Consider the following 21,359-nt stretch of genomic DNA (forward strand, 5'->3'; position numbering starts at 1 on the left):
CGCCCGTTCGGAGCGACTTTCGATGGCTATCTCGATGCCCCCCGAATGGGCGCCGCAGGCGTGGCTGTGGATCGGCTTCCCCCACGACGCGAACGAGTGGCCGGGCTATCTCGGCCGCGCGCAGGAGCAGATCGCGGCGTTCGCCAACGCCGTGGCCGAAAGCGGGCAGGAGGTTCGCCTGCTGGTGCGCGATGGGGCGAACGAGGCGCGGGCACGCTCGCTCGTCTCGGGCGCGGTCAAGCTCGAGCGCTGCAGCTTCGGCGACGTATGGCTGCGCGATACCGGGCCGCTCATCCGCACCGACGGGTCTGCGCTGCGCTGTCTGTTCAACGGCTGGGGCGGCAAGTACCTGATGGAGGGTGATCAGACGATCGGCGCCGCGCTCGCGAACGAAGCGGGGCTCCCGGTCGTCGGAGCGGACTGGATCCTCGAAGGCGGGGCGATCGACGGGGACGGGACCGGCCTCGTCGTCACGACCGAACAGTGCCTGCTCAACCCGAACCGCAATCCCGAGCTCTCGCGCAAGGAGATCGAGGCACGGCTCGCAGGCGATCTCGGGTTCGATCGCGTGCTGTGGCTCGGCGAGGGACTGATCAACGACCATACCGACGGGCATGTCGACAACCTCGCCCGGTTCGTTGCGCCGGGCCGCCTCGCGCTACCGCGCGCCACGGGCAGCGATGATCCCAACGCCGCGATCTACGCCGATGCGAAGCGCCGGGCCGAAGCTTTCGGCGTCGAGGTGGCAGAGATCCCTTCCCCCGGGCTCATCACCCGGGGCGATCTCGTCGAGCCGGCCAGTTACGCCAACTTCGCGATCACCACGAACCTCGTCGTCGTGCCGACGTTCGGCTCGATCCACGATGCGGACGGCGTCGCTGCTATTGCAGCGCTGTTTCCCGACCGCGCGACGATCGGCCTTCCCGCCGATGCGGTGCTTGCGGGCGGCGGCGGCTTTCACTGCGCCAGCCAGCAGATGCCGGCGCTTTGATCCGGTCTTTAACACTTCCTTAGCGGCCGCGCGCGCACCTTCAGCCGCATGGCATATGCGATCGTTCTCGCCCGCAGGCATGGACACCGCGCGCTCGATGCGCTGCGCGCGGCCGTCGTGGCAGGATGCGCGCTTGCGCTGATCGCGGCCGACGCTGCGCTGCCCGGCCTGCCCCTATAGCAGCTTGACCAGCGCGGCGAGCGCCGCTGCTGCCAGCACCACTGCCACGAAGACCCGCCACACGGTATCTTCGATCCGGCCGAATGCGAGGCTGCCCAGCCAGTTGCCGAGCAGCACGACCGGCAGAAGCAGCGCGCCGAGCGCAAGCTGACGCCAGTGCAACTCTTCAAGGAGCGCGCCCGAAGCAAGCCCGGCCGCCGAGGCGAAGGTGAAGATCAGGATCATCGACGCCTTCGCCGTCGCCCGCGGTATCGCGCGCCCGACGTAGTACGGGACCACAGGCGGGCCCGGCATTCCCGCGAATCCGGTCAGAAACCCGCTCGAAAGCCCGGTCAGCGCGGTCGTCGCCTTGCCCGGAAGATCGGCCGGGCGAGACGGGAGCAGGATGGCTGCGAAGGCGGAGAGCGCGACCAGCGCGATCAGCAGCCGCGCGAGCGGCGCGGGCGTTGCGGACAGCACCGCCAGCCCCGGCAGCGTCGCGAGGAGAACCAGCCCCGCAATGATCCAAGCGGAGCGCTCCGCGTGCTGGCGCAGGCGCCTGAACTCGCTGAGGCCGAGCAGCAGCGAGACGGTGTTGGTCACCAGAACCGCCTCGACCGGCGTGAGTGCCAGCGCGAGCACGGGCACCAGCAGGATCGCCATGCCGAACCCGGTCAGGCCGCGCACGAACGCGGCGCCGAGTCCGCTCGCCAGCGCCACTCCGATCTGCAGCACGGTGAAGTCGGCGATCATCCGTCCCTCGACCCACGATCGCTGCCTCCGGCATAGCGCAACCGAACCAGCGGATAGGGCCGGCCCTGTGGATCGGTTTCCGATCGTCCGATCCGCACGAAACCCCGCGCCTCGTAGAATGGCAGCGCATTGCTGGCCTGCTCGCTTGCCTCGACCGTTGCGTGCGGCGACAGGGTGAGCGCATGCTCGATCAAGGCCGTGCCATAGCCCTGCCCGTGCGCCGCCGGATCGACGAACAGCGCATCGATCTCGTTACGCTCCATCACAAGGAAGCCGAGAACATGTCCGTCGCCATCCTCGGCCAGCCACAGCTCGGCCTGGGGCAGGAACTGCTCCGCCACCATGCGGTCGATCTCGACGCGATCCTCGGGCGTCAGGAAACCATGCGTCGCATCGACCGCGGCGCGCCAGATTTCGAGCGCACGCGGAACGTCCGCTGGCAATCCTTCGCGAACCTTCACCGCAGGTCGGGCGGGGTCGCAGCCTCGCGAAGCATCGCAATCGCTTCGTCGAGCGGCATGACCTTCTGTTGTTGCTCGCCCAGCGTGCGCACCGCGACGGTTCCTTCCTCGGCCTCGCGCTTGCCGACCACCAGCAAGTGCGGAACTTTGGCGAGGCTGTGCTCGCGCACCTTGTAGTTGATCTTCTCGTTGCGAAGATCCGCCTCGACCCGGATCCCTGCCGCTTCGAGCCTGCGTACGGTGTCTTCCGCGTAGGCATCGGCATCGGAGACGATCGTCGCCACGACCGCCTGGGTCGGCGCAAGCCACACGGGCAGGCGGCCCGCGAAATGCTCGATCAGGATGCCGATGAAGCGTTCGTAGGACCCGAAGATCGCGCGGTGGAGCATGATCGGGCGGTGTTTCTCGCCATCCTCGCCGATATAGCTCGCGTCGAGCCGATCAGGCAGCACGCGGTCGGACTGGATTGTGCCGACCTGCCAGGTGCGGCCGATCGCGTCGGTAAGATGCCATTCGATTTTGGGGGCGTAGAACGCGCCTTCGCCGGGCAACTCGCCCCAGCCGTATTCGTCATTGGCGAAGCCCGCTTTGCTCACCGCGTCGCGCAGTTCGCTCTCGGCCAGATCCCATACCTCGTCGCTACCAAATCGCGTCTCTGGGCGCAGGGCGAGCTTGATCTCGTAGGTAAAGCCGAAGTCCTTGTAGACCCGGTCGGCCAGTTCGCAGAACTTGCGCACTTCCTCCACGATCTGGTCCTCGCGGCAGAAGATGTGCGCATCGTCCTGGGTGAACTGGCGCACGCGCATCAGGCCGTGGAGCGCGCCGTGCGGCTCGTTGCGGTGGCAACAGCCGTTCTCGTAGAGGCGCAGCGGCAGGTCGCGGTAGGACTTGATGCCCTGCTTGAAGACCAGCACGTGCGCCGGGCAGTTCATCGGCTTGAGCGCCATCCAGTCGGCCGCGTCGGAGACCAGCGGGCCTTCGTCATCGACGTTCGGCACCTCGTCGGGGATGACGAACATGTTCTCGCGGTACTTGCCCCAATGGCCCGACTGCTCCCACTGGCGCGCGTCCATCACCTGCGGCGTCTTGATCTCGCGGTAGCCGGCACCGTCGATCGCGCGGCGCATATAGGCCTCGAGCTCGCGCCACACGCGGTAGCCCTGCGGGTGCCAGAAGACGCTGCCGTGCGCTTCTTCCTGCAAATGGAACAGGTCCATCTCGCGGCCCAGCTTGCGGTGGTCGCGCTTGGCGGCTTCCTCCAGCCGGTGGAGATGCGCGTCGAGCTGCTTCTTGTTGAGCCAGCCGGTTCCGTAGATGCGCGTAAGCTGCGCGTTGCGCTGGTCGCCGCGCCAGTAGGCGCCCGCGACGCGCATCAGCTTGAAGGCGTTGGGATCGAGCTTGCCCGTGCTGGCGAGATGCGGCCCGCGGCACATGTCGAGCCAGTCCTCACCCGACCAGTAGACCGTCAGTTCCTCATCATCGGGCAGCTCCTTCGCCCATTCAGCCTTGAAGGTCTCGCCTTCGGCTTCCCACTTCTCGATCAGCGCCTGGCGGCTCCAGACCTCGCGCCGCAACGGTTTGTCGGCGCGGATGATCTCACGCATCTTCTCCTCGATCGCCGGCAGGTCGTCCATCGAGAAGGGGTCGCGCGTGTCGGGCGCCTTCACGTCGTAGTAGAAGCCGTCCTCGGTCGCGGGGCCGAACGTGATCTGCGTTCCGGGCCACAGCGCCTGCACCGCCTCCGCCAGCACGTGGGCGTAATCGTGACGGACCAGTTCGAGCGCGTCTTCCTCGTCGCGCGCGGTGATCAGCGCGAGTTCCGCATCGCCTTCGAAGGGGCGCATGATGTCGCGCACTTCCCCGTCTATCCGCGCGGCGAGCGCGGCCTTGGCCAACCCCGGGCCGATCGCGGCGGCGATATCGGCCGGCGTGGTCCCGGGCTCGACCTCGCGCACCGAACCGTCGGGCAGGCTGATCTTGAGCAGTTCCGTCATCGTTTCGTACCGTTCCTTTGGCGCGGCGCTATCGGCGGCGTCCAGTTGAGGGCGCCATGGCACAGCGCGCCCCGCGCTTGAAGAGCGGCGTTGATGTTGATCGCGATTTCAGGAGGAACGCCGCACCGCCCGAAACCGGGCGGCGGCAGATCGCGTCAGACCGCGACCGACCGCCCCCGGAGGGCCCGGGTGGTGGTAGTCGTGGCGGTGATCGGCAGCGCGTTCATGGCGGCCGAGATACCCGCGAAGGGTTAACGGTTCAAGTCGCCACTGGCATGTAAGTCTACCGGCTACCGCTGTGGCAAGCTTGCACGCCATATTGTCGTGGACGCTTGACATTCGGCAGAGCAGCGTCTAGGTTGCTTTACATTCTAGCAACGGAGCTTGACCATGGCCACTCTACGACCGTACCTCTGGGCCCTTGCGGTGATCGCCGTCGGGATTCTCAACATTCTCGATGTCCTGCCCGACTGGACCACCATCGCCGCCGTTCTGACGCTCCCATTCATGGCCGCGACGACGGGCAATCGGTGCGGCACTACCGGAAAGGCCGGATGACCGCCCACCGCACCCGCCACGCTGGCCGTTCACGCTGGTTCTGGGCGGGGCTGATGTTCGCCTCCTTCGGCGCGATTGCCGCGCTCAGGATTACCGATGCGATCGGAGAGACCACCGGATTCATCCTGATGGCATGCGCCATGGTGCTGATCGTTCCCCTCACCCGCGCCGGCCTGGCGCACCAGCGGACCACCGGACACCTCAGCCCCGCCGTGGCGCGCTACACGCGCCGCTTCATGATTGCCTCGCTGGGATACATGCTCGGCCTTGGCATCGCGATCACGCTCAGCGAACGGATGGAACTTTCAGGCGCGGGTGCCTTCGCGATCGCCCTGCTGCCGGTGCTGCCGATCTTCGCCATGATCTGGACCATGGCGCAATATCTGATCGAGGAAGACGACGAGTTCCTGCGCCATCGTGCGACCATGGCGTCGCTGTTCGGCCTGGGCCTGGTGCTCGCCGCTGGCAGCTTCTGGGGCTTTCTCGAGACTTTCGGCGTCGCGCCGCATATCGATGCCTGGTGGACCTTCCCCGTCTGGGCGATCGGCATGGGGATCGCGCAATGCTGGATGAGCTGGCGCGGCCGGGCCGGGGCCGAATCGTGAAGAACCGCCTCAAGGTCCTGCGGGCCGAACGCAACTGGAGCCAGCAGGATCTCGCGCAGCGACTCGAAGTCTCCCGTCAGAGCGTGAATGCAATCGAGACCGGCCGCTACGATCCGTCCCTGCCACTCGCGTTCCGTATCGCGGCATTGTTCGGCATGCCGATCGAAGCTATATTCATGCCGGATTGAGAGAGAGCCATGACGCGTATCGCCACATTGCTGCTCGCCTGTCTCGTCCTTGCGGCGTGCGGCGACCGCGCCGAGGAGCCGCCTGCGCCGTTCGACGTGCCCGAACTCTATTGATCCGGTTGCCATGCTCCACATCTAGGGGGCATGGCTTCGGAAATGAGCGACATCCAGCATCACGCCATGCCCGACGGGCGCCGCATCGCCTTTCGCCTGCATGATGGCGTGGGTCCGGCAATCGTGTTCCTTCCCGGCTACATGTCCGACATGGCGGGCGGGAAGGCGACCGCGGTGTTCGACTGGGCCCGCCGCAACCGGCGCGCCTGCCTGCTGCTCGATTACTCGGGGTGCGGGGAAAGCGACGGCGATTTCGCCGACGGCACGCTCTCGCGCTGGCGGGAGGAAGTGCTCGCCCTGATCGGGGCGAAGATTTCAGGCCGGGTGATCCTCGCCGGTTCGTCGATGGGCGGATGGCTGATGCTGCTCGTCGGCGAAGCCCTCGGCGAGCTGCTTGCAGGCGTCGTCGGTATCGCGGCGGCGCCGGACTTCTCCGACTGGGGCTTCGATGCCGCACAGAAGGCGGAGCTGCGCGAGGGGCGCACGATCTACGAAATGAACCCCTACGGCCCAGAATCGACGCCTACACATGGCGGGTTCTGGCAAGATGCCGAGACGCTGCGCGTGCTCGATCACACGATCGCGATCGATTGCCCGGTGCGCCTGCTCCACGGCCAGCGCGACGCAGACGTGCCGTGGGACGTGAGCCTGCGCACTGCCGACGCTCTGCGTTCCGACGATGTACAGGTGACGCTGATAAAGGACGGGGACCACCGCCTGTCGCGCGAGCAGGATATCGCGCTGCTGCTGCAAACGATCGCCTCGTTCCCCGCCGAATGACTGGATCCCGCGCCTCATGACCCCACTCATCGTTTTCCTGCTCCAAGTCGGTCCGATGCCGACCACCGAGCCGATCTCGCCGATTCCCGACGAGCTCTACGAACAGCGCGAACGCACGCGCGCCCGGCAAAACGCCTATGTCGAGGTTCTTCCGCCGACTAGCCGACTGGCCCAGTGCCTCACCCGCACGCGGCAGGACGCGGGCGGTGCGGCGAACGAGGCCGAAGCCTGGCTGACGGAGGCGAGCGGCGGGGAGCGCGGCGATGCGGCGCAGTGCCTCGGAGTGGCGCAGGCTCAGCTCGGCCAGCAGAGCGCTGCGGCCGAAACCTTCCTGCAGGCGCGCAACGCCACGCCGAGCAGCGACCATCGCGCGCGCGCGCTGCGCGGCGGGCTGGCAGGCGGCGCCCTGCTGGCCCGGGGCGACCCCGCGGGCGCGCTCGCCATTCTCGACGCGGCACGGACCGACGCACAAGCGGCAAGCGGCGAGGCGGCTGCCGGACAGGATGCCATTCTCGGCCAGATCGCGATCGACCGCGCGATCGCACTCGTCGTGCTCAACCGCGTCGACGAAGCCGTAGTCGCGCTGGGCACGGCGCGCACGGCGCTGCCCGACAACGCGCAGGCCTGGCTGCTGTCGGCGACCCTGTCGCGGCGGCTCGGGAACCTCGATGAGGCGCAAGCAAGGATCGAGCGCGCGGCCATACTTGCACCGCTCGACACCGCCGTCGGGCTCGAAGCCGGCGTCATCGCCGCCATGGCCGGGCGCGACGATGCCGCGCGTAAAAGCTGGCGTTCGGTGATCGACGCCTCCCCCGGCAGCGAAGCCGCTGCGACCGCGCAAGCCTATCTCGACCAACTGGACATGCCATGACCGATTTTGCCGTTCTCGATCTCGTTCCCGTGCGCGAAGGCGGCACGCTGGGGGAGGCGTATGCCGCCACCGTCGACCTCGCCCGCGCGGCCGAGGCGGCCGGATGCAAGCGCTTCTGGATTGCCGAACATCACGCGATGGAAGGTATCGCCGGCGGCGCGACTTCGGTCGTGATCGCCCATGTCGGCCATGCGACCTCCAGTATCCGCATCGGCGCGGGCGGCATCATGCTGCCCAACCACAACCCCTTCATAATCGCCGAGCAGTTCGGCACGCTTGCTGCGCTATTCCCGGGGCGGGTCGATCTCGGGCTCGGCCGCGCGCCGGGCGCCGGGCCTGAGCTGCAACGCGCGCTGCGCAAGGATCTGCACCGCGCGGCCGAGCTCTTCCCGCAAGACGTGGTCGAGCTGCGCGCGCTGCTGACCGGCGACCCCGAAGTGCCGATCAGGGCAACGCCTGGGTTCGGCGCCGAGGTGGATCTGTGGATGCTGGGATCGAGCCTGTTCGGCGCACAGCTCGCCGCACGGCTGGGCCTGCCATACGCCTTCGCCAGCCATTTCGCACCGACCCATCTCGACGCCGCGCTGGAGCTCTACCGCCGCGACTTCCGCCCGTCAGAAGCGCTCGAGCGGCCCCACGTCATGGCCGCGATGACCGTGTTCGTCGCCGAGAGCGAGGAAGAGGCCGAGCTGATCGCATCGTCCCAGGCGCAGAGCTTCGTGCGGCTGCGCACCGGCAATCCCGGGCGTCTCCCGCCGCCGGTGCCGGGGTACCGCGACAGTCTGCCTCCGCAGGCACGCGCCATCCTCGATCACATCGGAGAAGCTTCCGCAATCGGAACACCCGAGCAGGCCAGGGCGAAGATCGCGGCGTTCGTGGCCCGAACGGGGGCCGACGAGATCATGATGTCGGGCGCCACGTACGACCCGGCAGCGCGCGTGAGATCGCTCGAACTTCTGGGCGATTTCATGCGTTAGCCGAGGGCGCACGCCTTGTGGTAAAGGGGCGGCCGAGCCGGCTTGCGGCGCGAACGATTTGGGCGTAGGCGCGCAACATTATTGCCGCACGTTGCGGTATGCAGTGGCCGGGCCCCAATGCCCGATGGAGCGATTTCGATGGGTTCCAACGCAGCCGCGTCTTCCGACACACCCCGCCGCCGGCTGGCTGACAGTTCTTCCCTCGCAGAGGCGCTGACCACGCGAATCTGCGAGTCGCTGCTGCCCGGCGACACGCCGTTCGCGACCGACAAGGTGCGCGAAGCCGCGGCCTTCATGCTCGACGCCGCGAGCCGGCGTGCGCCGGGAGAGGTCGCGATCGCGCTTGCCTCGGCCACCGATGGGCGCCGCTTCATGCGCATTGCGCTGATCAACGACGACATGCCGTTCCTGGTCGACTCGGTCGCCGCGACGATCGCGGCGCAGGGTCTCGCGATCGACCGCCTGGTCCACCCGGTGGTCCACGTCCGCCGCGATGACGAGGGCGCGCTGAAGGCGATTGCGGGCGAGCGGGGTGACGACACTCGACGCGAGTCGATGATCTATGTGGAGACGGTGCGTATCGACGCACGCCAGCGCCGCGAACTGGAACGCGCACTGCGCGTCACGCTGACCGACGTCCGCGCCGCCGTGGCCGACTGGCCCAAGATGCGCGAAGCCATGCGCGCCGACGCCGCCCGGATCGACGACGCCGAAGGCGCCGAGCTCCTCCGCTGGCTCGAAAGCGGTATGCTGACCCAGCTCGGCCATGTCACGCGCTACCGCGACGGCAGCCATTCCGACCTGCTCGGCATCTGCCGCAAGAGCGCCAAGCAGATCCTCGCCGACGCTTCCTACGAGCGCGCGTTCGCGTGGTTCGGCGCAGCCGACGACGGGTACGAGCTGCTGATCATCAAGGCCAACCGGGTCTCCAACGTCCACCGCCGCGTGCCGCTCGACCTGTTCATCGTGCCGGTGCGCGAGAACGGGGACCTGGTGGCGCTCTCGATTCATGCCGGCGTCTGGACCAGCGCGGCGCTTGCCGCTGCCCCCACCCAGGTTCCGCGCCTGCGCGAGCGGCTGACCGGACTAATGGAGAAGTTCGACTTCGACGCCGGCGGCCACGCGGGCAAGGCACTGGCCCATGCGCTGACGGCGCTGCCGCACGATCTCGTGATCGGCTTCCCGGACGAGGACATAGAGCGCGTCGCGACTGCGATGATGAGCCTCGTCGATCGCCCGCGCCCGCGCCTCGCGCTGGTCGAGGCGCCGCTAGCGCGGCATCTCTTCGCCTTCGTATGGATGCCGCGCGACATGCTCGCCACCCAGGTGCGGCTTCGTATCCAGGAACTGCTCGAAGAAGGCGCGTGTGCGACCCTGATCGACTGGAGCCTGCAGGTCGAAGGCGGCAATCTTGCCATGCTCCGCTTCGTCCTCGACTTGCGCGGCGGAGAGGTGGCGACGCCCGAGCGCGAGCTCGAGACGCGGCTCCAGACGATGCTGCGCGGCTGGGCCGAAGCGGTCGAGAGCGAGCTCGCCCAGCAGATGGAAGCGGGCCGTGCCGCCGCCATCGCGACGCGCTTCGCCGAAGCGTTCCCGCAGCCCTACCGGAACAAGTACGGCGCGGCCGAAGCCGCGCGCGATATCGCGCGCATGCGGCACCTTTCGGTGACCGACGCCGACGCTCCGAGCGGAGCGGCCACGCAGCGCGATGCGCGCCTCTACACGCTCGACGACGATGCCGAGGGGCATCTGCGACTCAAGATCTACGAGCACGAAGGCGCGCTGCCGCTGTCCGACGCGGTGCCCGCGCTGGAGAACTTCGGCTTCCGCGTCCTCGCCGAAATCCCGACCGCGCTCGACGAGGGGCGGCTCGGCACGATCCATGATTTCACGCTGGCATTGCCGGAAGGCGACACCGCCGCGCCGCTGCTGGCATGGGCGGACGCGATCGAACAGGCGATCGCCGCCGTGCTCAACGGCCGCGCGGAGGACGATTCGTTCAACCGCCTGGTGATCGGCGCCGGGCTCGGTGCCGACGAGGCGAACCTGCTGCGCGCGTTCTATCGCTATCTGCGGCAAGCGGGCGTCAGCTTCACGATCTATACCGTGGTCGACGCGCTCGACCGGGCTCCGACGGTCACTCGCGCGATCGCGAAGCTCTTTGCCGCCAGGCACGATCCCGCCTTCGGCGGCGACCGCGAAGCCGCGGAGAAGGACGCGGCCGCCGCGATCAAGCAGGGTCTCGCGAACGTCGCCGCGATCAACGACGACCGCCTGCTGCGGCTCTATGACGCGCTCGTGCGTGCGATCCTGCGCACCAATGCTTTCGCCCCCGCGGCGCAGGAAGCGCTGGCGTTCAAGATCGATTCGGCGCTCGTCCCGGCGCTGCCCAGGCCCATTCCGTGGCGCGAAATCTTCGTCTACTCGCGGCGGGTGGAGGGCATCCACCTGCGCGCAGGGCCGGTCGCGCGCGGCGGTCTGCGCTGGTCGGACCGGCGCGACGACTTCCGCACCGAGGTTCTCGGCCTGATGAAGGCGCAGCGCGTCAAGAACGCAGTGATCGTGCCGACCGGCGCCAAGGGCGGGTTCTACCCCAAGCAGCTTCCTGCGCCGGAGAAGGACCGTGCCGCATGGGCCGCGGAAGGCCAGGCGAGCTACGAGATCTTCATTCGCACGCTGCTGTCGGTGACCGACAACATCGTGGACGATAGGGTCGTCCATCCCGATGCGGTCTTCATCCGCGACGAAGAGGATCCCTATTTCGTCGTCGCCGCCGACAAGGGCACGGCGCGCTTCTCCGACGTGGCCAACGCGATCGCGCAGAAGCAGGACTTCTGGCTGGGCGATGCCTTCGCCAGCGGCGGTTCGAACGGCTACGATCACAAGGCGATGGGGATCACGGCGCGCGGCGCCTGGGTCTCGGTCCAGCGACACTTCCGCGAAATGGGCGTCGACGTGCAGACCGAACCGGTGCGCGTCGCCGGCTGCGGCGACATGTCGGGCGACGTGTTCGGCAACGGCATGCTGCTGTCGAAGGCTATTCTGCTCGTCGCCGCCTTCGACCACCGCCACATCTTCATCGATCCCGATCCCGATCCGGCCGCGAGTTGGAAGGAACGCAAGCGCCTCTTCGACCTGCCGGCGTCGAGCTGGGAGGACTACGACAAGGCGCTGATCTCCAAGGGCGGCGGCGTCTGGCCGCGAACGATGAAGCGCATTCCGCTGACCGCCGCGGTACGCAAGATGCTCGACATCGATGCCAAGGAGATCGAGCCCGAAGCGCTGATTTCCGCGATCCTCAAGGCTCGGGTGGACCTGATCTGGTTCGGCGGCATCGGCACCTATGTGAAGAGCGCTCTCGAGAACAACGTCCAGGTCGGCGACCCGGCGAACGATGCGCTGCGCGTCAGCGCGGCGGAGATGCGCGCGCGGGTGATCGGCGAGGGCGCGAACCTCGGCGTCACCCAGGCCGGACGGATCGAATTCGCGCTCGGCGGCGGGCGCATCAACACCGACTTCATCGACAACTCGGCGGGCGTCGACTGCTCGGACAACGAGGTCAACATCAAGATCGCGCTTGCCGGCGCGCGCCGTGCCGGCCGTCTGTCGGAACCGAAGCGCAACAAGCTGCTGCTCGAGATGACCGACGAAGTCGCCGCGCTGGTGCTGGAGGACAACCGGCTCCAGACGCTGGCGCTGTCGGTCGCCGAACTCGGCGGCGCCAAGGCGACCGCCTCGCAGGTGCGGCTGATCGAAACCCTGGAAGATCGCGGCTACCTCGACCGGCGCACCGAAGGCCTCGCCGAGGGCGAGACGCTGACGCGGCGCGCCAGCGACGGTGCGGGCCTGACCCGGCCCGAACTGGCCGTGCTGCTATCCTCGACCAAGCTCGTGCTGCAGGATGCGATCGAGCAGAGCGGACTACCCGACGATCCGGTGCTCGAACCCGATCTCCTCGAGTATTTCCCCGCGCCGATGCGGAGCAAGTTCAAGGCGCAGATCCTCGATCACCGGCTCCGGCGCGAGATCATCGCCACCAGCGTGGCGAACCGGATTACCAACCGCCTTGGCTTGGTCAATCCGTTCGAGCTGGCCGAAGAGGAAGGCACCGAGCTGGCTCAGGTCGCAGCGGCGTTCGTCGCGGCCGAGAAGCTGTTCGGGCTGGAAGCCCTGTGGGACCGGCTCGACTACGCGGTCATGCCCGAAGTCGCGCGAATCACGCTGTTCGACCGCGTGGCCGCTGCGATGCGCAGCCAGATGGCAGATCTTCTGCGTGCCGGTGCGGGCCGGGCCGGGCCGTCCAGGATCATCGCCGAACTGTCCAAGGGCGTGGGCGAGCTTTCCTCCGGCACCGAAGGCCTGCTGGCCCCCGAATCGCGCCAGCAGTCGACCAAGATGCGCGCAGCCTTCGTGGAGATGGGCGCGCCCGAGGAGATCGCGGCCGAGGTCGCGCACCTGTTCGACATGGACGGCGCGGTGGGGCTCGCCAGCCTCGCGCGCGATGCCGACATCGGTGCGCGCAAGCTGACCGGCGCCTTCACCGACCTCGGCGCGCGTCTGGGGCTCGATTGGGCGCAGGGGACGGCTGCGCTGATGGATCCGTCGGACGTGTGGGAACGCCTGCTCGTGGCCGGGCTCGCGCGCGATTTCCAGCAGATGCGGCTCGATTTCCTGCGCCGGCTCGCCCGCCGCAAGGATGCGAAGAAGGATCCGGTCGGCGTCGTCGGCGCTTGGGCGGAGGAGAATGCCGCCGCGATCCGGCAATTCCGCGCGATGATCGGACGGGCGCAGGCGCATTCGCCGGTGGCGCCCGCAATGCTGGCGCAGATCGCGAGCCAGGCGCGCAATTTGCTCGGGCGATAGGCGGGATCGTTCTCCGCATACCCCCAAGCGAGGGTTGACCCGGCAGCGTATTTGCCCAAATCCCGCCGGGCATGAAACGCGCTGACATAGTGATCGTCGGCACGGGGCATGGCGGCGCGCAAGCCGCCATCGCCCTGCGCCAGAACGGATTTGCCGGCTCGATCGCGATGATCGGGCGCGACAGCGAACCGCCGTACGAACGGCCGCCGCTGTCGAAGGAGTATCTCGCGGGCGAGAAGCCGTTCGAGCGGATCTGCATCCGCCCGCCGCAGTTCTGGGCCGACAAGGACATCACGCTGCGGCTGCGGACCGCGGTTGTCGCAGTCGATGCCGCAGCGCACGAGATCGTCCTCTCCGATGAAAGCCGCGTCGGCTACGGTCAGCTCATCTGGGCAGCGGGCGGCGATCCGCGGCGTCTGTCGTGCCCCGGCGCCGACCTCGCCGGCGTCCACTCAGTGCGGACCCGTGCCGATGTCGATCGGATGATGGCGGAGCTCGAGGCGGGCGCCCGCCGCGCGGTCGTAGTCGGCGGCGGCTATATCGGACTCGAGGCCGCAGCCGTGCTGCGCAAGCTCGGCTGCGAGGTGACGCTGGTCGAAGCGCTGCCGCGCGTGCTCGCGCGCGTTGCCGGGGAAGAGCTCTCGCGCTTCTACGAAGATGAGCACCGCGCGCACGGCGTCGACGTGCGTCTGGAGGCGGCAGTCGAGCGGATCGAGGGGGACGGCGACAGGGTGACGGGCGTGGGCCTCGGCAGTGGCGAGATCATTCCTGCGGACCTGGTCGTGGTCGGGATCGGGATCGTACCCTCGGTCGGGCCGCTGATCGCCGCGGGTGCGGCGGGTGCGAACGGGGTCGATGTCGACGAGTTCTGCCGCACCTCGCTCCCCGACATCTATGCCATCGGCGACTGCGCCGCGCATGCCAATCCCTATGCCGGCGGCGCGGTGATCCGGCTCGAATCGGTGCAAAACGCCAACGACATGGCGACCACCGCGGCGAAGGCGGTCTGCGGCGATTCGCGGCCGTACAATGCCGTACCCTGGTTCTGGTCGAACCAGTACGATCTTCGCCTGCAGACCGTCGGCCTCTCGATCGACCACGACGAGACGGTGCTCCGCGGCGATCCGGCGGAGCGCAAGTTCTCGATCGTCTATCTCAAGGAAGGCCGCGTAATCGCACTCGACTGCGTCAACGCGACCAAGGACTACGCGCAGGGGCGCAAGCTGATCGAGGCGGGCACGAAGCCGGAGCGCGAGGCGCTGGCCGATCCGGAGATCTCGCTCAAGGCGCTGGTGTAAGCTCGGCTAGCGCCCATTCGGCGGCTTCGGCGACAACGGGATCGGGATCGCCGGTCAACGCCGTCACCTGATCGATCAATCCCGCATCCCCGCTGTTGCCCGCCGCGATCAGGCAATTGCGCACGAACCGGTCCCGCCCGATGCGCTTGATCGGCGAGCCTGAGAAGAGCTGGCGGAACCCTGCGTCGTCGAGCGCAAGCAGTTCGGCAAGCCGCGGCGCGGCAAGTTCGGCGCGCGGCAGAAACGCAAGATTGCGCGCCGCCGCGTCAGCAAACTTGTTCCACGGACACACCGCAAGACAGTCGTCGCAGCCGTAGATGCGGTTGCCGATGGCTTTGCGGAAAACTTTAGGAATGTTGCCCGTGTGCTCGATAGTGAGGTAAGATATGCAGCGGCGGGCGTCGAGGCGGTAGGGCTCCGGGAAGGCCGCGGTCGGGCAGGCATCCTGGCAGGCGCGGCAGGAGCCGCAGCGGTCGGAATGCGGCGCGTCGGGGGCGAGTTCCACGGTGGTGTAGATCGCGGCGAGGAACAGCCAGTTGCCGTGCTCGCGGCTGACGAGATTGGTGTGCTTGCCTTGCCAGCCAAGCCCGGCCATCTGCCCGAGCGGCTTTTCCATCACCGGGGCGGTATCGACGAAGACCTTGAGCTCGGCCCCCGGCGCCCGCGCCACCAGCCAGCGCGCGAGCGCCTTCGCAGCCTTCTTCACCGTGTCGTGATAGTCGCGCCCCTGCGCATAGACCGAGATCCGCGCGCGGTCATGCGCCTCCGCCAGCTCCAGCGGATCGGCCGCGGGCGCATAGCTCATGCCGAGCGCGATCACGCTCTTCGCCTCGGGCCACATCGACTGCGGCCCCTGCCGCACTTCGGCGCGATCCTCCATCCAGCCCATCGAGCCGTGATGCCCGGCGGCGATCCATTCGGAGAGACGCCGCGCGCGCAGCGGATCGTCCGCGGCCGGCGCGATGCCGACCGCGACGAAGCCCAGCCGCCGGGCCTCCGCGATCAGGTCCTCGCGCAGCGGGTCGTTTTCTCGCGCGTCGGCCACGCTTTGACTTGCTCCTGCATAGGCCCGGGCGCTACCGCCCGGGCATGGACACCGCGCTAGGCGATCAGCCCCGCACGAGCAACGATGCCGCGATCGCCGGCGGCCCGCTGGCGATCGCGGCCCGCGGCCTGGTCAAGCGGTTCGAGGGCACTACCGCAGTCGACGGGATCGACCTCGCCGTGCCCCAAGGCGCGATCTACGGCATTCTCGGGCCCAACGGCGCGGGCAAGACGACCACGCTGCGCATGCTGCTGGGGATCATCGACCCGGACGAGGGCGTGCGCCGCGTGCTCGGCCGCGAGGACCCGCACGACATCGCGCGGCTGATCGGCTACCTGCCCGAGGAGCGCGGGCTCTATCCGGCGATGAAGGCGGTCGAGGCGATCGCCTTCATGGGCGCGCTGCGCGGCGTGCCGCTCGCCGAAGGGCGCCGCCGCGGACGCGAGCTGCTCGACGGCCACGGCCTCGGCCATGCCGCCGACAAGCAGATCCGCCAGCTTTCCAAGGGCATGGCGCAGACCGTCCAGCTCCTCGGCACGCTGGTCCACCGCCCGCGGCTGGTGGTCCTCGACGAGCCCTTTTCCGGCCTCGACGCGATCAACCAGGGCAAGCTGGAGACCCTGATCCGCAACCTAGCCGCCGAGGGCACGACCGTGATCTTCTCGACCCACGTGATCGCCCATGCCGAGCGACTATGCGAGCAAGTGGCGATCATCGCCGGGGGCAAGGTCCCCTACGCCGGATCGGTCGATGCGGCGCGCGACCGCATCCCGGCGCAGGTCCGCCTGGAAACCCGCGCGCGCGAGGGCCGCTGGCGCGACGCGCTCCCCGCCGACGCGCGGCGCGAGGGCGACTACTGGTACTTCCCCCTGCCCGAAACGGGCATCGAGCCGCTGCTGCGCGCGCTGATCGAAGGCGAGGCGGGCATCCTGTCGCTCTCGATCGAGCGCGCCGGGCTGCACGACGCCTTCGTCGACATCGCCGGCGAGGCCGCGGCGCGCGCGCTTGCCGAGCAGAGCCCGGCGGAGGCCGTGCAATGACGCCGGCCGATTCGCGGGCGAAGGCCCGTCTCCCGCTAGCCCGCGCGGCTTTCGTGATCGCACGTCGCGATTTCACCGCGATCCTGTTCAGCAAATCGTTCCTGTTCTTCCTGCTCGGCCCGCTGTTCTTCCTCGCGATCGGCGGCGTCGCCGGCCTGCTGAGCTCGCAGGCGGCCCGCAGCGCCGACAACCCGCGACTGGCCGTGGCGATGGCGCCTGGCGATTCCGCCGCCTTCGCCGCGGCGCACGCGCGCCTCGCCGATCTCGTCGACCTGCCCGATATCGAGACGGTCGAACCGAGCACGGCGGACGACGCCGGCGCGCTGCTCGGCGATAGCGAGCGGAATTTCGGCGCGGTCCTGAGCGGCACGCTGGCCGCCCCGCGCCTGAGCGGGACGCAAGATCGCATCGAACGCTGGCGGGGGCCGGTCGCGCTGGTCGCCGCCGAAGCCGGATCGGCGGGCGCGGCCGACTTTCCGCAAGTCGCGCTCGTCCCGACAGCGACGAGCGTGGCGCAGGAACGCAGCGCCAATGCGGCGACCGCCACGGCCGCGGTCACGCTGCTGTTCCTCCTCTCGATGCTGCTGGCGGGCATGGTCATGTCCAACCTCGTCGAGGAGAAGGCCAACAAGATCATCGAGATTCTCGCCGCCGCCGTGCCGATGGATGCGGTCTTCTTCGGCAAGCTATTCGCGATGCTCGCGCTCAGCTTCGTCGGCATCGCGGTGTGGGGCGGCGTCGGGGGGGCGATCGTGCTCGCCGGCAACCTGCTGGAACAGATGCCGGCGCCTGCAATCGGCTGGCCGGCCTTCGCCGTGCTGTTCCTCGTCTATTTCGCGATGGCCTATCTGCTGATCGGCTCGATCTTCCTCGCCATCGGATCGATGGCGCCGACCGTGCGCGACGTGCAAACCCTGTCGATGCCGGCAACGATCCTCCAGTTGCTGGTCTTCTTCCTCGCCAGCTATGCGATGACCGACCCGGGATCGCCGGTCGAGCTGTTCGCGATCGTGTTCCCCCTCAGCTCGCCCTACGCGATGATCGCGCGCGCCGCGCAGGAACCGGCGCTGTGGCCACACGCGCTGGCGATCGTCTGGCAGATCGCGGCAGTGGCCCTGTTCGTGCGCCTGGGCGCGCGGCTGTTCCGCAAGCGGGTGATGAAGTCGGGGCCTGCGCCCGCGACGAAGCGCCGCTTCTGGCAGCGCACGACGGAGACGGCGGCAGACTAGGCTCGGGGGCTGTTACCCTCGCCCGTCATCCCAGCGAAAGCTGGGATCGCTCTCCGCCTGGTCGGACTTTGCTGCCCGCGATCCCAGCTTTCGCTGGGATGACGGCGGATGGGGAAACACTGGGTGACAGGTGGCCCGCCGCAGAGATAAGTCGCAAATCGCAACGCACTATTGACATCCCGGTAAGCAAGGGCAGGATGGCCCCACGCCACGCGCTGCGAAAAGACGTGCGGGCGGAGGAGAGATAGCCCATGGCAACGCAGATCGCCCAGCAGCCTGCAACCTATCGCCGTTCGCCGATCGCGGTCGACGCCTTGCGCGCGCACCTGGCCGAGCATCCCGAAGAGAAGTGGAGCCATACGCACCCCTACGACGTCAGCCGCAGCGACATCTATTACGAGGACCGGTGGCAGCCGATCTTCGCAGACATGCGCGCCAAGGGGCCGCTGCACTGGGTCGACGAGAGCCCGGTGGGCCCGTACTGGAACGTCGTCAGCCACAAGGCGATCAGCCATGTCGAGGCGCTGCCCGAGCTGTTCTCCTCCAGCTGGGAGCACGGCGGGATCACGATCCTCAACAAGCTGGACGAGGAACAGCTCGCCGCGCAGGGCAAGGAGCGGTTCGAGCTGCCGATGTTCATCGCGATGGACCGGCCCAAGCACACCGGCCAGCGCCGCACCGTCGCCCCGGCCTTCACCCCGGCCGAGATGAAACGGCTGGACGACGATATCCGCCACCGCACCGGCGAGCTGCTCGATTCGCTTCCGCGCGGCCAGGTGTTCGACTGGGTCGACAAGGTTTCGATCGAGCTGACCACCGGCATGCTCGCGATCCTGTTCGGCTTCCCGTGGGAGGACCGCCGCCTGCTGACCTTCTGGTCCGACTGGGCGGGGGATACGGAGATCGCCATGGTGCGCGATCTCGACGAGATGCGGCACGAGATCCTGCGCGAGATGGCGGCTTATTTTCAGACATTGTGGGCCGAGCGCGCGAACAAGGAGCCGGGGCCCGACCTGATCTCCATGATGATCCACTCGCCGGCGATGAACCAGATGAGCCCGCAGGAATTCATGGGCAATCTGGTGCTGCTGATCGTCGGCGGCAACGACACGACCCGCAACACGATGAGCGGGATCATCCACGGGTTCGACAAGTTCCCCGACCAGCGCAAGCTGTTCGAGGAGAACCCCGACCTGATCCCCAACGCGGTGCAGGAATGCATCCGCTATCAGACACCCCTGGCGCATATGCGCCGCACCTGCACCGAGGATACCGAGCTGTTCGGGGAGCAGGTGAAGGCGGGCGACAAGCTGGTGCTGTGGTATCTATCGGGCAACCGCGACGAGGAAGTGTTCGAGAACCCCGACAAGCTCGATATCACGCGCGAGAACGCGCGGCGGCACCTGGCGTTCGGCTACGGCATCCACCGCTGCGTGGGGGCGCGCCTGGCCGAGCTGCAACTGCGGGTCCTACTGGAGGAGATGCACAAGCGGCGGCTGCGGGTGCATGTCGCCGGCGACGTCGAGCGGGTGCGCGCGAACTTCGTCCACGGCTTCCGCAAGCTCGAGGTAGAAGTCACCACCTTCTAGCCCGCGCCGCGATCGCCCGGCCTATACGGGTGCGGAGAGCAGGCGCGGGCACTGCAGCCGCGCCGCGAGGAGCGCCAGCTCGCGCAGGTTGAACGTGGTGTCGAACGCGAGCCCGTAGCGCTCGCCGTCGCGCCAGCGGACCTTGGCCTCGATCTCGGGCAGGCGGTCGGACATCAGCCACAGCGGCTGGCCGAGGGCGAGGAAATGGTCGCAGACGATCCGTGCGCCCTGCTGCGAGAGGTTGACCAGGTCGGCCTCGATCCGCTCCCCGCCCCACTGGAGGTGGAGCGGCAGGTCGAGATCGAGCCGCAGGGGGCGCTTGGGATATTCGCCGGTTTCGGCGATCACGTTGCCGACCTCGACCGGGGCGGCGAAGCGGTAGCCCGAATCGAGCCCGCGGCTCCACACGCGCTCGATCGCTAGCCGGTCGCCGGTCTGGAGCTCGAGCAGCAGGGGATCCCCATCGGGAAGCGGGTGGAAGCCGCGGAGGCTGATGCCGGTGGCCGAAACGTCGCGGATCACGCACAGGAACTGGCCTTCGGGCGCGATGAGCTTGGCCGAACGGATCAGCAGCGTGAAGCGCGGTGCGGCGCGCTCCTCGGCCCGCGGGCCGTCGTTCATCGCAGTGTCGCCTGCCGACTGTTCCATCGTTGCCTTCCGAGAGCAGGGGCCCACGCGAACCGCCGCCCCCGCCCGACTGGCAGGTCTTTATCGGTAAATGGTTACCGCGCGCCTAAGGGTAAAGACGGGGCTAACGAGCGGGCGGGGATCTGGAACCGGACGGAGCACGCGCTTGTCGATCTCTGTGGCGGATGATCTGGTGCGGGCGGCGGGACTCGAACCCGCACGAGCAAAGCTCAGGGGATTTTAAGTCCCCGGCGTCTACCATTCCGCCACGCCCGCGCACTGCGGCCCGTCGGCCGCCGATCCGCCAAGATTGGCCCCGGCGCGCGGGGCGTCAATCGGTGTTGAGACGCTCGCGCATTTCCTTGCCCGGCTTGAAGTAGGGCACGCGTTTGGCGGGCACTTCGACCGGGTCGCCGGTGCGCGGGTTGCGCCCGGTCCGGGCCTGCCGCTCGCGGGTGGAGAAGGCGCCGAAACCGCGCAGCTCGACCCGGCCGCCCTCGGCCAGGCGCGCGGCGATCTCTTCGAAGAAGATGTCGACCACCTGCTCCACTTCCTCGGCGCGTAACTCGGGATTGTCCTTGGCCAGAGCCTGCAGCAGTTCGGATCGTATCATTCCTACCCTCCCGGCACATGGCCCGGCTAACCCAAGGGGCATGCAAGGCGCTGATTTGCAACGCCGCCGTCGCGGCAGCCTAGTGCGACCTTGGGAAATTTCCAATGCCAGATGTGCGCCAATCGTGCAATCGCGACGCGAAACAGCGCGCTGCACCGGGGGTGCGCCGCATCAGCTATGCGCGAGCAGCTCCGCCGGATCGATGCCGAGACGCTTCATGCGGACCCTGAGCTCGGGCCATTCCGTGGCCAGGAACTGCTCCCGCTCGCTGCGCCGCAGCTTTTCCGCCGCGCCGGGGACGACGTACATGCCGACCCCGCGCTGCACTTCGACCAGGCCGTCCGCCTGGAACTGCTGGTAGGCCTTGGCGACGGTCAGCGGATTGGCGCCTTGCTCCGCCGCGAAGGCCCGGACCGACGGCAGCATGTCCCCTTCGGCATAGACGCCCTCGATGATCGCCGCCGCGATCTGGTCGCGCAGCTTGAGATAGACGGGGCGGCTCTGCTGGGTCATTGCGTAGTCGGTCCTCGCGCGCGGCGGCGCTGCTCAAGGTGCATCAGTGACATAATACAGCGCGGCGCGCAAGGTTCCCGGTTCACGGCGG

20 protein-coding genes and 1 tRNA gene are annotated in these 21,359 nt (G+C 68.3%); 13 read left to right on the forward strand and 8 right to left on the reverse strand.

The window, feature by feature from the left end; all coding sequences use genetic code 11:
• The first annotated feature begins 34 nt into the window (after positions 1-34).
• A complete protein-coding gene (locus tag AC3A5N_RS10840; protein ID WP_487737336.1) occupies positions 35-991 on the forward strand; it encodes an agmatine deiminase family protein in 957 nt (318 codons plus the stop codon).
• A gap of 48 nt (positions 992-1,039) precedes the next feature.
• Positions 1,040-1,171 (forward strand): hypothetical protein, encoded by a 132-nt coding sequence (locus tag AC3A5N_RS10845; protein WP_487737337.1) that lies wholly within the window; start codon positions 1,040-1,042, stop codon positions 1,169-1,171.
• Here AC3A5N_RS10845 and AC3A5N_RS10850 read toward each other — a convergent pair.
• The 3 genes from AC3A5N_RS10850 to thrS are packed head-to-tail and all read right to left on the reverse strand — an operon-like array spanning position 1,166 to position 4,358.
• On the reverse strand, positions 1,166-1,903 hold the full coding sequence (locus AC3A5N_RS10850; protein ID WP_487737338.1) for a TSUP family transporter: 738 nt from the start codon (positions 1,901-1,903) through the stop codon (positions 1,166-1,168). The genes AC3A5N_RS10845 and AC3A5N_RS10850 overlap by 6 nt on opposite strands.
• Entirely contained in the window at positions 1,900-2,364 is a 465-nt protein-coding gene (locus AC3A5N_RS10855) for an acetyltransferase (RefSeq protein WP_487737339.1), read from the reverse strand. The genes AC3A5N_RS10850 and AC3A5N_RS10855 overlap by 4 nt, the downstream gene beginning before the upstream one ends.
• On the reverse strand, positions 2,361-4,358 hold the full coding sequence (gene thrS, locus AC3A5N_RS10860) for a threonine--tRNA ligase (RefSeq protein WP_487737340.1): 1,998 nt from the start codon (positions 4,356-4,358) through the stop codon (positions 2,361-2,363). Before thrS ends, AC3A5N_RS10855 begins: the two co-directional genes overlap by 4 nt.
• Positions 4,359-4,748: 390 nt before the next feature.
• Here thrS and AC3A5N_RS10865 point away from each other — a divergent pair, with 390 nt between their 5' ends.
• The 8 genes from AC3A5N_RS10865 to AC3A5N_RS10900 all read left to right on the forward strand — a co-directional run bounded on the left by AC3A5N_RS10865 (position 4,749) and on the right by AC3A5N_RS10900 (position 14,612).
• Complete coding sequence (locus tag AC3A5N_RS10865; protein ID WP_487737341.1) at positions 4,749-4,916, forward strand: hypothetical protein; 168 nt, start codon at positions 4,749-4,751, stop codon at positions 4,914-4,916.
• Positions 4,913-5,521, forward strand: a complete 609-nt coding sequence (locus tag AC3A5N_RS10870) for a hypothetical protein (protein ID WP_487737342.1) — start codon at positions 4,913-4,915, stop codon at positions 5,519-5,521. The genes AC3A5N_RS10865 and AC3A5N_RS10870 overlap by 4 nt, the downstream gene beginning before the upstream one ends.
• A complete protein-coding gene (locus AC3A5N_RS10875) occupies positions 5,518-5,709 on the forward strand; it encodes a helix-turn-helix transcriptional regulator (protein WP_487737343.1) in 192 nt (63 codons plus the stop codon). Before AC3A5N_RS10870 ends, AC3A5N_RS10875 begins: the two co-directional genes overlap by 4 nt.
• A gap of 156 nt (positions 5,710-5,865) precedes the next feature.
• On the forward strand, positions 5,866-6,603 hold the full coding sequence (locus AC3A5N_RS10880) for an alpha/beta hydrolase (protein WP_487737344.1): 738 nt from the start codon (positions 5,866-5,868) through the stop codon (positions 6,601-6,603).
• A gap of 16 nt (positions 6,604-6,619) precedes the next feature.
• Complete coding sequence (locus tag AC3A5N_RS10885) at positions 6,620-7,474, forward strand: tetratricopeptide repeat protein (RefSeq protein ID WP_487737345.1); 855 nt, start codon at positions 6,620-6,622, stop codon at positions 7,472-7,474.
• Complete coding sequence (locus AC3A5N_RS10890) at positions 7,471-8,451, forward strand: LLM class flavin-dependent oxidoreductase (RefSeq protein ID WP_487737346.1); 981 nt, start codon at positions 7,471-7,473, stop codon at positions 8,449-8,451. The genes AC3A5N_RS10885 and AC3A5N_RS10890 overlap by 4 nt, the downstream gene beginning before the upstream one ends.
• A gap of 138 nt (positions 8,452-8,589) precedes the next feature.
• Positions 8,590-13,314, forward strand: a complete 4,725-nt coding sequence (locus tag AC3A5N_RS10895; RefSeq protein ID WP_487737347.1) for an NAD-glutamate dehydrogenase — start codon at positions 8,590-8,592, stop codon at positions 13,312-13,314.
• A 71-nt stretch (positions 13,315-13,385) separates the two neighbouring features.
• Positions 13,386-14,612 carry an NAD(P)/FAD-dependent oxidoreductase gene (locus AC3A5N_RS10900; protein WP_487737348.1) on the forward strand — a complete coding sequence of 409 codons (1,227 nt, stop codon included), beginning with the start codon at positions 13,386-13,388 and terminating at the stop codon, positions 14,610-14,612.
• On the opposite strand, the gene queG is transcribed toward AC3A5N_RS10900, so the two are convergent.
• A complete protein-coding gene (gene queG / locus AC3A5N_RS10905) occupies positions 14,596-15,657 on the reverse strand; it encodes a tRNA epoxyqueuosine(34) reductase QueG (RefSeq protein WP_487737349.1) in 1,062 nt (353 codons plus the stop codon). The two genes, AC3A5N_RS10900 and queG, sit on opposite strands and share 17 nt — an antisense overlap.
• Before the next feature lie 44 nt (positions 15,658-15,701).
• Between queG and AC3A5N_RS10910 the strand changes: the two genes are divergently transcribed.
• The 3 genes from AC3A5N_RS10910 (at position 15,702) to AC3A5N_RS10920 (ending at position 19,515) form a co-directional block, all read left to right on the forward strand.
• Positions 15,702-16,697 (forward strand): ABC transporter ATP-binding protein, encoded by a 996-nt coding sequence (locus AC3A5N_RS10910; protein WP_487737350.1) that lies wholly within the window; start codon positions 15,702-15,704, stop codon positions 16,695-16,697.
• Entirely contained in the window at positions 16,694-17,926 is a 1,233-nt protein-coding gene (locus AC3A5N_RS10915) for an ABC transporter permease (protein ID WP_487737351.1), read from the forward strand. The genes AC3A5N_RS10910 and AC3A5N_RS10915 overlap by 4 nt, the downstream gene beginning before the upstream one ends.
• Positions 17,927-18,177: 251 nt before the next feature.
• The gene (locus AC3A5N_RS10920; protein ID WP_487737352.1) at positions 18,178-19,515 is read left to right on the forward strand and encodes a cytochrome P450; all 1,338 of its coding nucleotides are present in this window, start codon (positions 18,178-18,180) and stop codon (positions 19,513-19,515) included.
• Between the two features lie 21 nt (positions 19,516-19,536).
• On the opposite strand, the gene AC3A5N_RS10925 is transcribed toward AC3A5N_RS10920, so the two are convergent.
• From AC3A5N_RS10925 to AC3A5N_RS10940, 4 genes are all read right to left on the reverse strand, one after another.
• A complete protein-coding gene (locus AC3A5N_RS10925) occupies positions 19,537-20,163 on the reverse strand; it encodes a PilZ domain-containing protein (RefSeq protein WP_487737353.1) in 627 nt (208 codons plus the stop codon).
• A 170-nt stretch (positions 20,164-20,333) separates the two neighbouring features.
• Positions 20,334-20,418: transfer RNA gene (locus AC3A5N_RS10930), tRNA-Leu, on the reverse strand.
• Positions 20,419-20,473: 55 nt separating this feature from the next.
• Entirely contained in the window at positions 20,474-20,755 is a 282-nt protein-coding gene (locus AC3A5N_RS10935) for an integration host factor subunit beta (protein WP_487737354.1), read from the reverse strand.
• Positions 20,756-20,926: 171 nt separating this feature from the next.
• Complete coding sequence (locus tag AC3A5N_RS10940; RefSeq protein ID WP_487737355.1) at positions 20,927-21,268, reverse strand: GntR family transcriptional regulator; 342 nt, start codon at positions 21,266-21,268, stop codon at positions 20,927-20,929.
• Positions 21,269-21,359: the final 91 nt, after the last annotated feature.

This window comes from Pelagerythrobacter sp. Soil_C_18 (assembly GCF_057657235.1).